At 41.5% G+C, this 15,845-nt stretch carries 16 protein-coding genes and 1 other annotated feature; of the genes, 4 read left to right on the forward strand and 12 right to left on the reverse strand.

Features of this window, described 5'->3' with window-relative positions; translation table 11 throughout:
* Window positions 1-33: 33 nt before the first annotated feature.
* The 9 genes from HMPREF9088_RS03650 to HMPREF9088_RS03690 form a co-directional block, all read right to left on the reverse strand.
* Window positions 34-594: an NYN domain-containing protein gene (locus HMPREF9088_RS03650; RefSeq protein WP_007207790.1), complete on the reverse strand. Its 561-nt coding sequence runs from the start codon at window positions 592-594 to the stop codon at window positions 34-36.
* Window positions 591-1,427, reverse strand: a complete 837-nt coding sequence (rlmB, locus tag HMPREF9088_RS03655; protein WP_007207791.1) for a 23S rRNA (guanosine(2251)-2'-O)-methyltransferase RlmB — start codon at window positions 1,425-1,427, stop codon at window positions 591-593. Before rlmB ends, HMPREF9088_RS03650 begins: the two co-directional genes overlap by 4 nt.
* Window positions 1,420-1,815 (reverse strand): Mini-ribonuclease 3, encoded by a 396-nt coding sequence (locus HMPREF9088_RS03660; RefSeq protein WP_040366350.1) that lies wholly within the window; start codon window positions 1,813-1,815, stop codon window positions 1,420-1,422. Before HMPREF9088_RS03660 ends, rlmB begins: the two co-directional genes overlap by 8 nt.
* The gene (gene cysS / locus HMPREF9088_RS03665) at window positions 1,815-3,221 is read right to left on the reverse strand and encodes a cysteine--tRNA ligase (RefSeq protein ID WP_007207793.1); all 1,407 of its coding nucleotides are present in this window, start codon (window positions 3,219-3,221) and stop codon (window positions 1,815-1,817) included. Before cysS ends, HMPREF9088_RS03660 begins: the two co-directional genes overlap by 1 nt.
* Window positions 3,205-3,747: a serine O-acetyltransferase EpsC gene (epsC, locus tag HMPREF9088_RS03670; protein ID WP_007207794.1), complete on the reverse strand. Its 543-nt coding sequence runs from the start codon at window positions 3,745-3,747 to the stop codon at window positions 3,205-3,207. Before epsC ends, cysS begins: the two co-directional genes overlap by 17 nt.
* Before the next feature lie 62 nt (window positions 3,748-3,809).
* Window positions 3,810-4,007: a binding site (T-box leader), on the reverse strand.
* Entirely contained in the window at window positions 4,008-5,465 is a 1,458-nt protein-coding gene (gene gltX, locus HMPREF9088_RS03675) for a glutamate--tRNA ligase (RefSeq protein ID WP_007207795.1), read from the reverse strand.
* Between the two features lie 140 nt (window positions 5,466-5,605).
* Window positions 5,606-6,748, reverse strand: coding sequence for a PIN/TRAM domain-containing protein (locus HMPREF9088_RS03680; protein WP_007207796.1), 1,143 nt, complete (start codon window positions 6,746-6,748; stop codon window positions 5,606-5,608).
* Between the two features lie 24 nt (window positions 6,749-6,772).
* Complete coding sequence (gene radA, locus HMPREF9088_RS03685) at window positions 6,773-8,143, reverse strand: DNA repair protein RadA (protein ID WP_007207797.1); 1,371 nt, start codon at window positions 8,141-8,143, stop codon at window positions 6,773-6,775.
* Between the two features lie 10 nt (window positions 8,144-8,153).
* On the reverse strand, window positions 8,154-8,654 hold the full coding sequence (locus HMPREF9088_RS03690; RefSeq protein ID WP_007207798.1) for a dCTP deaminase/dUTPase family protein: 501 nt from the start codon (window positions 8,652-8,654) through the stop codon (window positions 8,154-8,156).
* A 236-nt stretch (window positions 8,655-8,890) separates the two neighbouring features.
* Between HMPREF9088_RS03690 and proB the strand changes: the two genes are divergently transcribed.
* The 4 genes from proB to HMPREF9088_RS03710 all read left to right on the forward strand — a co-directional run bounded on the left by proB (window position 8,891) and on the right by HMPREF9088_RS03710 (window position 13,034).
* Window positions 8,891-9,691, forward strand: coding sequence for a glutamate 5-kinase (proB, locus tag HMPREF9088_RS03695; RefSeq protein WP_007207799.1), 801 nt, complete (start codon window positions 8,891-8,893; stop codon window positions 9,689-9,691).
* Window positions 9,688-10,932: a glutamate-5-semialdehyde dehydrogenase gene (locus HMPREF9088_RS03700; protein WP_007207800.1), complete on the forward strand. Its 1,245-nt coding sequence runs from the start codon at window positions 9,688-9,690 to the stop codon at window positions 10,930-10,932. Before proB ends, HMPREF9088_RS03700 begins: the two co-directional genes overlap by 4 nt.
* 145 nt (window positions 10,933-11,077) lie before the next feature.
* Window positions 11,078-11,314, forward strand: coding sequence for a hypothetical protein (locus HMPREF9088_RS03705; protein ID WP_040366352.1), 237 nt, complete (start codon window positions 11,078-11,080; stop codon window positions 11,312-11,314).
* Between the two features lie 97 nt (window positions 11,315-11,411).
* Window positions 11,412-13,034: an ABC-F family ATP-binding cassette domain-containing protein gene (locus tag HMPREF9088_RS03710; protein ID WP_007207802.1), complete on the forward strand. Its 1,623-nt coding sequence runs from the start codon at window positions 11,412-11,414 to the stop codon at window positions 13,032-13,034.
* Between the two features lie 124 nt (window positions 13,035-13,158).
* Here the strand turns inward: HMPREF9088_RS03710 and HMPREF9088_RS03715 are convergent, their stop codons facing one another.
* The 3 genes from HMPREF9088_RS03715 to HMPREF9088_RS03725 all read right to left on the reverse strand — a co-directional run bounded on the left by HMPREF9088_RS03715 (window position 13,159) and on the right by HMPREF9088_RS03725 (window position 15,698).
* Window positions 13,159-13,401 (reverse strand): GlsB/YeaQ/YmgE family stress response membrane protein, encoded by a 243-nt coding sequence (locus tag HMPREF9088_RS03715; protein ID WP_007207803.1) that lies wholly within the window; start codon window positions 13,399-13,401, stop codon window positions 13,159-13,161.
* 268 nt (window positions 13,402-13,669) lie between these two features.
* Window positions 13,670-14,188 carry a VOC family protein gene (locus tag HMPREF9088_RS03720; protein ID WP_276326763.1) on the reverse strand — a complete coding sequence of 173 codons (519 nt, stop codon included), beginning with the start codon at window positions 14,186-14,188 and terminating at the stop codon, window positions 13,670-13,672.
* A 217-nt stretch (window positions 14,189-14,405) separates the two neighbouring features.
* Window positions 14,406-15,698, reverse strand: a complete 1,293-nt coding sequence (locus HMPREF9088_RS03725; RefSeq protein WP_007207806.1) for an adenylosuccinate synthase — start codon at window positions 15,696-15,698, stop codon at window positions 14,406-14,408.
* Window positions 15,699-15,845: the final 147 nt, after the last annotated feature.

The following is a 15,845-nucleotide window of genomic DNA, read 5'->3' on the forward strand; positions in this document are numbered from 1 at the left end:
CTCTCATTCAGTGAGAAGAGCCTACCATATTCATTATTCCTTTTTTCTCATTTTCTTGGTCAGTTTTTCTTTTTTTTGACTCAGTTCTTTGAGCTTCTCACCAAGCGAAGAGAGCTGTTGCTCGTTCCATGGTGAATTGCGTCGGTACTGCTCAAAGTGAAGTTCTTTTTGATGCTGACGAATATCTTTTTCTGTTTTTTTGACGGATTTGTAGAGTTCGCGAGCCGATGTTCGCAATGCGCCTTGTGAAAAGATGACCCATTGCTCAGCTAAATCACTTGTCGCAACGGTGACTTGGGTCAATATGGTGTTCATTTCACCGGCGATGCGTTCGATGTAGCTATCAGCTGTCTCTCCTTCTTCAGTAAAGATGACCTCTAGCTGATATTTTTGGTAACTTTTCGTCACACCGGGTACGAATTGGGCGTCAAAAACGACGATGATTTCCAGTCCTTCGTATTTTGCCATATTGGACAGCCGTGTTAATAAATCTTCGCGTGCTTCTTCCATGCGATCTTGATTTTTTAACACGGCCAACTCTGGCCAAGCGCCAATCATATTGTAGCCATCGACAATTAATAGATTTTTTTTCATAGGCTAGTGCCGGTATCTGAGCGTTGCATAAAGGCTTCATACATCAATAAGCCCGCTGCTACGCTCGCATTTAAGCTCTGTACGTGTCCTACCATTGGAATAGTCAATAATTCATCGACTGATTTTTTTAATCCTTCACTCATGCCACGGCCTTCATTGCCGATAATTAAGGCAATCGCACCTTGGGTATTCCATGAACGATAGTTGGTCCCTTCCATCGCTGTACCAAATGTCCAAAATCCACGCTCTTTTAGCGTTTGGACCGCTTGAGATAGATTGGTTACTCTAGCGATAGGTACGTGCTCGACCGCCCCAGTCGACGTTTTAACGACTACTGGTGTAATGCCTACCGCTCGATGCTTAGGAATGATAATGCCATCCACACCACTTGCGTCAGCAGTCCGTAAAATAGAACCAAAGTTATGCGGATCTTCTAAATTGTCTAAAATAATAAAAAATGGTTTTTCTGGACTCTTTGCTAACAATTCATCCAAGCTCAAGTATTCGTAAGGGGTAATCGCCAAGACCATCCCTTGATGCACACCTTGTTGGCTATATTGTTCTAGTTTTTGTTTGGGTACCCATTTCACTGGTACCGACTGCTCTTTGCTTAGCTCTTTGACTTCATCAATGCGCTCACCACGTGCATCCTCAAGTAAAAATAATTTGTTGCCGCGGCCTTTTTTTAAGGCTTCAACTACGGCATGGTGTCCAAATACAAAATTCTCTGCTAATTCTTCTGCCGTCATTTCTTTGTCTTTACGCACAGTTTGCTTGCGGGTATCTTTTTTATTGCCAACGTTTCTTGACTCTTTCTTATAGTTTCTAGCCATTTTCTTCACCTACTTTTTCAATGCACCACTGCACCAATTCTTCCAATCGTTCTTTTTGGCCTGTCAAATGTAAATAGCCCATCAAGGCTTCAAATCCTGTCGAAATGCGATACGTAATAATATCGGCATTTTTGGCACTTGTGTAGCTTTTACTATTTCTACCACGACGAAAAATATCTTGCTCTTCTTCTGTCAGTAATGCTTGTTCGTTCATTTGTTGAATAAGCTTGGCTTGTGCTTTTGCTGAGACATAGTGAGTCGCTGTCTTATGCAATTGATTCGGGCGCGTCAAGCCGCTTTGGATTAAGTAATCCCGAACGTAGACTTCATAGATGGCATCACCAACATACGCCAATGCCAATCCATTTAATTGTCGATAATCTCTCATTATTCTCTTCTCCATCGTGTTCCTTGTGCGGTATCTTCTAATACGATTCCTTGTTCTTTTAATTGGTCGCGAATTTCATCGCTTCGTGCAAAATCACGGTCTTTTCGTGCTTGGTTGCGTTGTTCAATCAACTGTTCGATGTCTGCGTCGACTAATTCATTCGTAAACTCGATACCAAATATTTCTAGCCAGCTTGTTAATTGGGACAATCCTTGTGCCAAGACAGCTTGTGAGACATCTGATTGTTCTAGGTAAATATTTAACCATTTAGCTAATTCATATGTCACAGTAATACCGTTTGCGGCATTAAAATCATCATCCATTTCCGTGATAAATTGTTCTTCTAATTTGGCCAAATCAGTAAGCTTGTCCGCATCGCTTGCTAGTTGAGCGACTGCTTTTTCTTGACGAAATACCACATTATCGACCGTGTTTTTCAAGCGCTGCAAATTAGTCGCCGCTTCTTTTAAGGTTGTTTGAGAATAGCGGATTGGTCGCCGGTATTGCGTCGTTGCTAAAAAGAAGCGCAATACTTTCGGATCTACTTCTTTGACTAATTCATGGACCGTCACAAAATTTCCGAGCGATTTGCTCATTTTTTGATCATCTTCACCAATCGTCACGTAGCCATTATGCATCCAGTAGTTGGCGAATGGTTTGCCAGTGTTGGCCTCACTTTGCGCAATTTCATTTTCATGATGCGGGAATTCTAGGTCTTGCCCTCCACCATGAATATCAATCGTTTCGCCCAAATGCTTCGTCGCCATCACCGAACATTCGATGTGCCACCCAGGACGACCTGCTCCCCATGGTGAAGACCAAGAAATTTCATCTGCTTTGGCTGCTTTCCATAACGCAAAGTCTAATGGGTCTTCTTTGATTTGTTGCTCTTGACCTGTGCGTTGGCTAGCACCAATTTCTAATTCATCGATTGATTGATCACTTAATTGGCCATATTTTGTAAATTTGCGTGTGCGATAGTAGACATCCCCTTGCGCTTCATACGCATATCCTTTATTGATTAGCACGGAAATAAAGTCAATAATGTCTGGAATATGATCCATCACACGCGGATTGATGTCCGCCTTTTTAACGTGCAGTGCTTCTGTATCTTCATAGAAAGCAGCGATGAATCGATTCGCTACTTCTAAGGCTGTCTCATTTGCTTCTTTGGCCGCATGGATAATTTTGTCATCTACATCGGTAAAATTCGATACATAGGTCACATCGTATCCTCGGTATTCAAAGTACCGGCGAATTGTATCAAAAGACACCGTGCTGCGTCCATTGCCAATGTGGATATAATTATAGACAGTTGGGCCACAGACGTACATCTTTACCTTGCCTTCTTCTATTGGCTGGAAGACTTCTTTTTTACGAGTTAAGGTATTATAAATTTGGATCATCTACTAGTTTCTCTCCTTTCAAACGCACCACTTTTGCTGCGACGCCGACAGCCGTCGCATCAGCTGGAATATCATGAATAACCACAGAACCAGCACCAATCTTGGCACGTTCGCCAATGGTCACTGGGCCTAGGACCTGTGCATGACAGGAAATCACAGCATTTTTCTTTACTGTGGGATGGCGCTTGCCGGTATGTTTGCCGGTACCGCCTAAGGTCACACCATGGAATAATACGACCCCTTCTTCTATCTCAGTCGTTTCACCTATTACTACACCCATTCCATGATCAATAAAGACACCAGGAGCAATCTGCGCCCCAGGATGAATTTCAATTCCGGTCATAAAACGCCAAAATTGTGAATGGATACGAGCTAGTAAAAACAAGTGATGGCGGTACAAAAAATGAGACAGTCGATGCCAAAATAACGCATGGACTCCTGGGTATGTCAGCAAAATTTCGAGTGTCGTTCTAGCTGCGGGATCATTTTCCTTGGCTGCCTGCACTGCTCGCTTAAACCAATTCATTCATTCACCTTCTTTGTTTTTTCGTCTATTAAAAAAGCGTCTTTTGCACAAGAAATTCTTATGCAAAAGACGCAACTATCGCGTGGTTCCACTTTTTTTTACAGAGTAACTCTGCCTCAAATAGTTAACGGTCTATCGCCGTTTTTGACTTGCGCCAAAACCACTCCCAGGTGCATTTCCTTATCTTCTCTAATTGCTTTCAGCTAACGCAATCTCTCTGTAAGAAAAGAAGTCGTACTTCGTCTGTTCTCAGTGTTTGATTATAAGACTTGATTTAAATGAGCGAGGGCTTTTTCTTTGCCTAGTAATTCGATAGTATTTGGTAGTTCTGGTCCATGCATTTGACCCGACACTGCTACGCGAATCGGCATAAAGAGATTTTTGCCTTTTACTCCTGTTTCTTTTTGGACAGCTTTGATAGCTGCTTTCACAGTCGGTGCATCGACCGTATTCATTTGTTCTAGTTGTTCTTTAAAGGCTGCTAGGACGGTCGGTACTGTTTCACCAGCTAGGACTTCCTTCGCTGCATCATCCAATGTCGGATGCTCTTCGAAGAATAGTTGTGATAGTGAAACAATTTCTTGTGCGTAGCTCATTTGTGGTTGATACAAGGCGACAATTTTTTCTAACCATTGTTTCTTCTCTTCTGTGATAGGCTCTGACAATTCATTGGCTTTGACAAGGTATGGCAAGCACATATCCGTAAGTGTCGCCACATCCATCTTCTTCATGTACGTATTGTTGACCCATTCTAACTTTTTACCATCAAACGCAGCGGGTGATTTGCTTAATCGTTCGTAGTCAAATAATTTAATCAGCTCTTCTTTAGAGAAAATCTCTTCTTCTCCTACTGGCGACCAACCTAGTAAGGCAATAAAGTTAAACATAGCTTCTGGTAAGTAGCCTAACTCGCGGTATTGTTCGATAAATTGAAGAATCGACTCATCACGCTTGCTTAATTTTTTCCCTGTTTCTGCGTTGATAATCAACGTCATGTGGCCAAATTCTGGTGGTGTCCAACCAAATGCTTCATAAATCATCAATTGTTTTGGTGTGTTGGCAATATGATCATCCCCGCGCAAGACGTGCGTAATTTTCATCATATGATCATCTACTGCTACCGCAAAATTATACGTCGGCATGCCATCACGTTTTTGAATAACAAAGTCGCCACCGACATTTTCTGCTTCAAAGACGATTTCGCCTTTGACCATGTCATGGAAGCGGTATTCGTTGCCTTTTGGTACGCGGAAACGAATGACAGGCTCTAAGCCAGCCGCTTCTTTAGCTGCTTGTTGTTCTGGTGAAAGGTTCGCACACTTTCCACCATAGTGAGGCATTTCGCCATGCGCGCGCTGTGCATCACGTTCAGCTTCTAATTCTTCTTCTGTACAGTAGCACTTGTAAGCCAAATTACTTGCTAAAAGTTGGTCAATTAAAGGTTGATAAATTTCTTTGCGTTCTGATTGACGGTACGGACCATAATTCCCTGGTGTTTGCGGTGACTCATCCCAGTCCATCCCCAACCATGCTAAGTTCTCTAATTGACTCTTTTCACCATCAGCGATATTGCGTTTTTGATCGGTATCTTCAATCCTAATGATAAACTCTCCATCATTGTGGCGGGCAAATAGATAGTTGAATAATGCAGTCCGAGCATTGCCAATATGCAAATGACCGGTTGGACTTGGTGCGTAACGTACGCGTACTTTTGTCATGTCGTTCCTCTTCCTTTAACTCATTTTTTCATTTATCTTTCTTGATAAACAAAACAATCACTTTGAAAAAAGCTGTTCAATTGAATTGTACATTCATTAGCCTGAATAGTAAAGTCAACTGAACAACCTTCCTTGGTTTTCTACTTTTTATTTGGTTTATGATTGCTTTTTTCTTCTGAATTACTGATGCCTCTTGTGGCATGGTCTGGTTTTGCAAAAATCATCCGGCCAGCAGCTGTTTGAAGCGCGCTGGTCACGACAACTTGAATGCGTTCATTCATAAAGTGTTGTCCATCTTCGACGACTACCATCGTACCGTCATCCAAATAAGCGACCCCTTGTTGGCGCTCTGTCCCAGCTTTGACCACCAAGACTTGCATGGTTTCACCTGGAATCACGACCGGCTTGACGGCATTGGCTAAGGCATTGATGTTTAAGATTGGAACATTTTGAAACGATGCGACTTTATTTAAGTTAAAGTCATTGGTCACAACGACGCCATCAAGTAATTTAGCTAACTTCAATAGCTTGCTATCTACTTCTGCAATATCGTCAAAATCCCCTTCATACATCTCTACTTCAATGCCATCTTCTTCTTGTAACGCATTTAAAATATCTAAGCCGCGACGGCCACGCACGCGTTTAAGGCTGTCACCTGAATCAGCAATGTATTGCAACTCATATAAGACAAAGTTTGGAATCAAAATCACGCCTTCAATGAAGCCTGTCTTGGCAATATCATAAATTCGCCCATCTATAATGACGCTCGTATCTAATATTTTGTACTTGCGAAAGTGTTCGTTGCTTTTGCGATCCAAAAGTTGCGCATCTGTGTCTTCGGTTTTCTTTGGCTTGGTAATGAAAATTTTCCGCCATTCATCGATCCGTGTCGTCCCCATGCGAAAGCCTAAGTACCCCAGGACACTCATTAACACGACCGGAACCACACTATTTACAAAAGGAACATTCCAATTAAAAAAAGGAATCGAAACAATAACTCCGATTAATAAACCAATAATAACTCCTGTGGCGCCAAAAAGAATATAGGGCAAGCTAAATTCACTCAGCTTTTCTTCCGTTCTTCGAATAATACGCAGCACATAATCTGCCACTAACAAAGAGAATAAATAAAAAATAAGTCCACCGATAATACTATTTGTAATATTGTTGTTTAACCATTGATTTTGCGCGACACCGATTGCTCTCCAAGCTAACGGTAAAATAGATAAGCCTAAACTCACACCAGCGAGGGCCATGAATATATTGACTACTCGTTTTTTCACGTGCTTCCCTCCATTCTTTTTATTTTAAGAAAAAACTTTCCTTAATGCTTCTGACAAGGTTGCTACGCCGACAATTTCTATCGAGGTCGGTGGCTCCCAGTTTTGCAAATTATTTTTTGGTAAATAGACTTTTTTAAACCCTAGTTTTTCTACTTCTTTGACACGTTGTTCGATTGCGTTGACGCGACGAATTTCACCTGTTAAGCCGATTTCACCGATGAAACACTCGGTCGGATTGGTTCCTTTTTCTTTGTAGCTTGACGCGATGCTCATCGCAATTGCTAAATCAATGGCTGGTTCATTTAATTTTACACCACCAGCCGCTTTTAGATAAGCATCTTGGTTTTGTAACAGTAACCCTGTGCGTTTTTCCAGCACCGCCATAATCAACGACACCCGATTAAAGTCCAAACCTGTAGTCGTCCGCTTGGCATTGCCAAACATCGTCGGTGTGATCAAGGCTTGAATCTCGACTAAGATTGGACGACTTCCTTCCATCGCGACCACTATCGCAGATCCCGTCGCACCCGCTAGCCGTTCTTCCAAAAAGACTTGTGAAGGATTCGCCACTTCGCGTAGTCCACCTCCTACCATTTCGAAAATACCAATTTCATTGGTCGAGCCAAAGCGATTTTTGACCGCCCGCAAAATACGGAAGCTCTGATGTTGCTCCCCTTCAAAATACAACACTGTATCTACCATGTGCTCAAGCATTCGCGGGCCAGCAATCGAGCCTTCTTTGGTCACATGACCAACAATAAAGATAGCAATGCCGTTTGTTTTAGCAATTTTCAATAGTTCGGCGGTGGTTTCACGGACTTGGCTGACGCTGCCTGCCACACTGGTGATGTCTGGTTGAGTCATGGTTTGGATGGAGTCAATAATCACATATTGTGGCGCCAAGTCCTCGATTGCTTTACGAATATCAGACATATCTGTCTCAGCATACAAATAAAATTCATCATTAATGACACCCAAACGTTGAGCCCGTAGCTTGATTTGCTCGGCACTCTCTTCTCCCGAAACGTACAATACTGTGCCACCTGTCGCAGCAAGCTGCTGAGAAACTTGTAACAATAACGTTGACTTTCCAATTCCTGGATCACCGCCAAGTAAAATTAATGATCCGGGCACGACACCACCGCCCAAGACCCGATTCAGCTCGGCCAAATCAGTTTGCACCCTAGGCTCTTTTTTAGGCACTACATCGGCGAGGCGTGTCGGCTTCATTTTTTGACCGGTGATGGTCGTTCGAGCACGGCGGTCAGAGGTGTCTTGTACTTTTTCCTCTACCATCGAATTCCAGCTATGACACTGCGGACACTTCCCTAAGTATCTAGGAGAAATGTAGCCACAATGTTGGCATTCAAATTGAGTCTTTGCTTTTTTTGCCATCTATTCCTCCTTATTTACCCGATGAGCCAAAACCACCCGTGCGTTCTTGCAGTGCTTGATCATTGTCTGCCTTTAAGAATGGCAAAAATATACCTTGGCCAATTCGCTCACCCTTTTTGATGACCACATCCGTGAATCCGATATTTAAAAATTGGAACATAATATGGCCTTCATTTGCATCATTGCCATAGTAATCCGCGTCAATCACACCAATGCCATTGCCTAGTAACAAAAAGCGCTTCAAAGGATTGCTTGATCGATTCGCTAGTTGCAAATACTCATCAGCTCCCATATAGGCTTTGATGCCAGTCGCAACCAACGTTGGCTTGATGCCTTTTTGTGTTTTGTCAGCTAATTTATAATGAAGCACATGTTTGATTAAGCTTGGGATAACGACATCCTCCGCTGCTTCAAAATCATAGCCTGCTGCTTGTTTCGTTGCGCGCGTGGGCAACTGAATATCTTTATTTTTGTAAGTGGAAATCACTTCAAATCCGCGTTTTTTTTCCAATCTACTTGGTCCTCCTACTAAACGATTGGTCTTATTCTATCATAAATAAGCCCTCTATTTTTTCAATCATGATTCTCTTCTTATTGTACACTCTCTCCTCATAATACGGGGAAAAATGCAAAAAAAAACATCTGACTTTCAATTTACAATTTTTTTAAGAAAACCTACATGACGAATCGACTTTTTTTAGGTAAAATGAGAAAAATACTAGAAAAATGAGAATTTGAGGTGCACCCATGCGTCACACGTTAAAAGATGCCAAACGCATTGTCGTAAAAATTGGCACAAGTTCCCTTATGTATCCCAATGGCAATATCAACCTAGCCGGCATTGATGAGCTCGCTTTTGTCCTGAGTGATTTACGCAATCAAGGGAAAGAAATTATCTTAGTCTCTTCCGGCGCGATTGGCGTTGGTATGAACAAGCTGCATATGCAAAAACGTCCCTCAGCTATCCCCGAACAGCAAGCCGTTGCCGCGGTTGGCCAAGCTGCCTTGATGGATATCTACAACCAACGCTTTTTGACATATAGCCAACAAACAGCCCAACTGTTGCTCACACGTGACATTGTTGAATTTCCTACTAGTCGCCAAAATGTGATGAACACGTTGGAACAGCTCGTTCAAATGAATATTATCCCAATCATCAATGAAAATGATACCGTAGCCGTTGAAGAACTCGATCATCAAACAAAATTTGGCGACAACGATCAGTTGTCAGCCATTGTCGCTGAATTAGTGGAAGCAGATTTATTAATCATGCTTTCTGATATTGATGGTTTTTACTCTGATAATCCTTTGACCAACCCAGATGCCACACTTTACCCGCATATATCAACAATTACTACTGAATTGTTGGAAAAAGCGACAGGAAAAGGTAGCCGCTATGGTACAGGTGGCATGACGAGTAAACTAAAAGCAGCGCAACGCGTCTTAGCAACGAACAGCGCGATGGTCTTAGCAAATGGCAAACACCCCAAAGTGATTTTTGCCATTTTAGACGGACAGGCAGTTGGCACATTATTTAAGGAGGAATGACCATGACAGATTTACAAACACTCGGTAAACAAGCAAAAGCGAGCGCTCATCAGCTAGGATTAATGGAAACAACGAAGAAAAATGAGCTACTACACAAGATGGCTGACGCGCTCGAACAACGATCCGCCGACATTTTAAAAGCCAACGAGCTAGACCTAGAAAATACCCAAGTGCGTGAAGTGATGAAAGACCGACTACGCCTTACACCTGAGCGCATCGCAGCGATGGCAGATGGCATGCGTCAAGTAGCCCAGCTACCAGACCCCATCGGCAACGTCGACAAAATGTGGAAAAATGAAGATGGGTTACTTATCGGTCAACAACGTGTCCCACTAGGCGTAATTGGGATCATTTATGAATCACGACCAAATGTCACGACGGATGCAGCTAGTCTTTGCTTTAAATCTGGGAATGCGGTTATTTTACGAGGAGGAAAAGAAGCCTTCCACTCTAATCAACAACTAGTTCAAATTCTGCAAGATGTCCTAGTGGCTGAGCAAGTCGTCCCTCATGCCATTCAATTTGTAGAAGATACGTCACACGAGACGGCTAAAGGGCTCATGCAACTAACCGATTACTTAGATGTCCTCATTCCTCGAGGCGGTGCAGGTCTCATTCGCAGAGTCAAACAAACAGCGACCGTGCCCGTCATCGAAACGGGTACTGGGAACAATCATGTATACGTCGATCGCGATGCCCAACTAGAGATGGCCATCCCAATCATCATCAATGCCAAGGTTCAACGACCATCCGTCTGTAACGCAATGGAAACCTTAGTGATTCACCGCCAAGTAGCCGCAGCCTTTTTACCAAAAATTGAAGCCGCATTGGTGGAAAAGCAAGTCGAGATTCACGCAGACGAACAAGCAATGGCTTATTTAAAAACTGCGACACTTGCCACCGAAGAAGACTGGTCGACGGAATATTTAGACTATATTTTAGCTATCAAAGTCGTCGATACATTAGAAGATGCCATTGTACATATCAACAAGTACAATACCAAACATTCTGAAGCGATTATTACCGATAATTATGCTGCATCGCAAACATTTCTCAAAGAAGTTGATGCTGCCGCAGTCTATGTCAACGCTTCTACCCGCTTTACCGATGGCTATGTATTTGGTTTTGGTGCAGAAATCGGCATTTCCACGCAAAAAATTCACGCTCGAGGACCAATGGGCTTACACGAATTGACGTCAATTAAATACATTATTTATGGTGAGGGCCAAATTCGCCATTAATCCTACGCTGAGTGAAAGAGACAATTTGTTTTCCTTCACTCAGCTTTTTTTCATTATTTGTTAGCCTTTACAGAAAAGTGTAAAACGTTTACACTAATTGTATTGGGGAATGAATAGAAAAAAATTGAAAAAGATAGGAGAAATCATGTATCAAGTACGTTTTATTGACTTATATACCAAACATTTTGTTGATAGTGAAATTGACGATATCCCAAGAACGGGTGACATGCTAAAACTAACCGGTCGTGGCAAGCACTACGTCGTTCGTGGCGTTGCACGTGATATTGATGAAGAAGAAGGAAAAACCGACAAAATTGTGATTTACCTTGAAAATAGCAATCAAACCTATTGGATGAACAGTTTAGCATCAGATAAAAAGTAAAACTGTGACAAATCAGGGGATTTCCTTGAAAGTTTTGACTACGACCGCTATAATCTTATAAGACTGCGGTCAAATATAGATAAAGCGAGGAAATGCGTTGATTACAGTAAGTGATGTGAGTTTGCACTTTTCAGATCGCAAACTTTTTGATGATGTAAATATTAAATTTACGCCCGGAAATTGTTATGGATTAATTGGTGCAAATGGTGCAGGAAAATCAACCTTCTTAAAAATTTTAGCAGGTGATATTCAACCGTCAACAGGGAATGTTTCATTAGGACCTGATGAACGTTTGGCCGTATTGCGACAAAATCATTTTGATTTTGAAGAATATCCTGTAATTGAGACAGTTATCATGGGGCACAAGCGTCTATATGACGTCATGAAAGAAAAAGATGCCATTTATATGAAAGAAGATTTTAGTGATGAAGATGGCATTCGTGCCGCTGAGCTAGAAGGCGAATTTGCCGAATTAGATGGCTGGGAAGCAGAGCCTGAAGCAGCAGTCATGTTGCAAGGATTAAATATCCCCGAAGAATTGCATTCCGTAAAAATGAAAGAATTAACAGCCGGCCAAAAAGTAAAAGTTTTGCTCGCACAAGCCCTATTTGGCAAGCCAGATGTTCTCTTACTTGATGAGCCTACCAATGGACTAGATATCCAATCCATTAATTGGTTGGAAGAATTTTTGATTAACTTCGATAATACGGTTATCGTTGTGTCACATGACCGCCACTTTTTAAACAAAGTATGTACGCATATGGCCGATCTAGATTTTGGCAAGATCAAACTATACGTCGGTAACTACGATTTTTGGTTAGAATCTAGCCAATTAGCTACCAAGCTACAAGCCAATGCCAATGCGAAAAAAGAAGAGCAAATCAAAGAGTTGCAAGAATTTATCGCGCGCTTCAGTGCCAATGCATCGAAGTCAAAACAAGCAACATCTCGGAAAAAAATGCTCGACAAAATTACCTTAGATGATATTCAGCCTTCTTCTCGTCGCTATCCTTTTGTTGGTTTTAAGCCAGAACGTGAAATCGGCAATGACTTATTACAAGTCGAAAATGTCAGCGTGACGATTGATGGCAAAAAAATCTTAGACAACATTTCATTTACCTTGAATAAAGATGACAAAGTCGCTTTCGTTGCCAAAGATGACATCACAACAACGACACTCTTTAAAGTCATTATGGGTGATTTGACTCCTGATACTGGCTCTGTTCGTTGGGGTGTAACGACTAGTCAGGCTTACTTAGCGAAAGACACAAGTAGTGAATTTGCTAGCAATCTGACCATTCTTGATTGGTTACGCCAATACGCAAGCAAAGAAGAAGACGACAATACATTCTTAAGAAGCTTCTTAGGAAGAATGCTTTTTTCTGGTGATGAAGTATTAAAATCGGTCAATGTTCTTTCGGGGGGCGAAAAAGTTCGCTGTATGCTATCAAAAATGATGCTCTCTAAAGCCAATGTCTTGGTATTAGATGATCCGACAAACCATTTAGACCTAGAATCCATTACCGCTTTAAACGATGGCTTAATGTCCTTTACTGGCTCATTGCTATTCGCTTCACACGACCACCAATTTATTCAAACGTTAGCAAACCGTATTATTGCAGTATCTGATAAAGGTGTTGTTGACCGTGCGGAAACGACGTATGATGAATTTTTAGAAAATCCAGACGTACAGAGCCGTGTCGCTCAATTGTACGCATAACAAAAAGCCATACAATCCAGAAGAAATACTGGATTGATGGCTTTTTACTTACAATTCTTTCGACAGTCAGACATTCTCAAAAAAGGTGTCTGAACCTATCTAGAGCTAACCGTTTTTTATGCGATTATTTTCTTCCTAAGAAGAATGACACAACAGCGACGACAATCACAGCACCAATAATTGATGGGATGACAGCCATTCCAGCTAGTGAAGGTCCCCAACTACCAAAGATTGCTTGACCGACTGCAGAACCAACTAAACCAGCTACAATATTCGCGATCCAGCCCATTGATTCTCCTTTATTTGTAATCGCACCAGCAATCACACCAATAATAGCACCTACAATTAATGACCAAATGAGTCCCATAATCTATACTCCCTTTCCTCGAGGATATTCTTTCCTCGTTACTATAGACATAGTATAACAAGAAAAGCGATGAAATGAACTGGATTTGCTTTTCGACAATAACTTCTGTTTTAAAAAAACAAAGTACTTTACTTTTTTACGAACTACTAGATGAAAAAAAGCATCGAACGCCACAAAAATCATCCTTTTTTGACTTCATTTGCTTCATTTTCATCCTAGAAAGCATTTCTTATCAAAAATAATTATTGGTTTTATTTTTTTGCATATTTCATTCTTTCTTCGGTGGTATCCATACTTTTGTTTCGCTTGATGTTGAATAGTAGTAGCCATTCGGGATACATTGTAGCTCAATTAAGCCTCCCCATGGTGCCGTGACGTACACACTAGCATTACCTGGCGTATCTTCATATCGGGAATTTCCATGAATTTCTGAAAGGGCTGTTGCGCCAGCTTTGACGGCTTGTTCTAGTGCAGGCTCAATCTCACTAACAGAAATGGATAGATGATTGATGCCATAATCTGAAAGGCCAACCGGCTGGCGTTGGGGCTCGGCTTTGATTTCAAATAGCTCAATGCCTGGACCAGTGCCGATGACAATCATCCGTTGACGGACAATCTTTCCCCCTTGAGGAATCCCTAGTTGTCTTTCGACCGTCTCCCCTTCGCGCGGTTCGTCCGCTAGTGTTAAGCCATCATATGCAATCTTAGCACCGAATGCTTCCTTGAAAAATTTCGTCGCCTCATCCATATCAGGTACAGTCATACCTAAATGATTGACTCCTAAAATAAACTTTGTCCTATACTCACTCCCTTTCTTTTACTATAAAGAAACAGTTGAAAAAAGAAACAGAAGAGGCACTCACTTCTCCATCTAATCAGAATAGTTGATAGAGAGGTGAAAAATGGACTTGATACATTTGTTGCCATGGCAAGACAGCATGAACGAAAAAAAAAGAAAAGCCAAAAGTTTAAGAATCAACTTCCGGATTTTCTAGTCTTTACGCTTATATTTGCGACCAAACGCTTTCTAAAATATTCGTTTGCGTCCGATCTGGTCCAACAGAGAACGTCGAAATGCGTACACCAACTAATTCCGATACGCGACGGACATAGTTGCGCGCATTTTCCGGTAAGTCAGCTAATGTCTTACAACTTGTAATATCTTCTGACCAACCAGGTAATTCTTCATAGACTGGCTTGCAGCGTTGCAATTCTTTCAAGCTTGCTGGGTAATGGTAGATTAATTGACCATCTAGCTCATACGCTGTACAAATTTTCACTGTTTCTAACCCACTTAAGACGTCGATTGAATTCAGTGATAAGTTAGTAATACCTGACACGCGATGAGAGTGACGCATAACAACGGAATCAAACCAACCAATTCTACGTGGGCGGCCAGTTGTCGTGCCATATTCACGGCCGACTTCACGAATCTGACTACCAATTTCATCAAATAACTCAGTAGGGAAGGGACCATCGCCGACACGTGAAGTGTAAGCCTTACAAACACCTACCACTTTGTTAATTTTTGAAGGACCTACACCGCTACCGATTGTTACACCACCGGCTACAGGATTAGAAGAAGTCACAAATGGATACGTTCCTTGGTCAATATCCAGCATAACGCCTTGAGCACCTTCAAATAAAACTCGTTTGCCTTCATCGAGAGCATCATTTAAAATCACCGAAGTATCGGTTACATATTTTTTAATTTGTTGGCCGTATTCGTAGTATTCTTCAAAAATATCTTCGAATGCTAAAGCTTCAGAATCAAACATACGCTCAAATTGACGATTTTTATCTTCTAAATTCGCACGTAGTCGTTCTTCAAAGATTTCCTTGTCTAATAAGTCAGCAATCCGAATACCTACACGTGCAGCTTTGTCCATGTAAGCCGGGCCGATTCCTTTATTAGTCGTACCGATTTTATTGACGCCTTTTGCCTCTTCTTGCAATTGATCTAATTTTATATGATAAGGTAAAATGACATGTGCGCGATCAGAAATTCGTAAATTGTCAGTGTCGACATGATGTTCTGCTAAATAAGCAAGCTCTTTCACTAGCGATTTAGGATTGACTACGACCCCATTACCAATGACACTAATTTTTTCTTTGTAAAAAATACCAGAAGGAATCAGATGCAATTTATACGTCACGCCATCGAATTTAATGGTATGTCCTGCATTGTCCCCACCTTGATAACGAGCAATCACTTCTGCATTTTCGCTAAGAAAATCCGTGATCTTCCCTTTTCCTTCGTCGCCCCATTGCGTTCCAACTACTACTACTGATGACATATGAATACCTCTTTCTTTGTTTGTTGTATTCCCAAAACATTGTAGCAAGTTTTTGTATAAAATTCAAACAATAATCGAATGTTGAAACATATGAATTACAAAAATACACCAAAAAACGAACATTAATGAATTAGCACCTAATTGTGG

Origin of the sequence: Enterococcus italicus DSM 15952 (assembly GCF_000185365.1) — a bacterium.
In the GTDB taxonomy this organism is placed as follows: Bacteria; Bacillota; Bacilli; order Lactobacillales; family Enterococcaceae; genus Enterococcus_G; species Enterococcus_G italicus.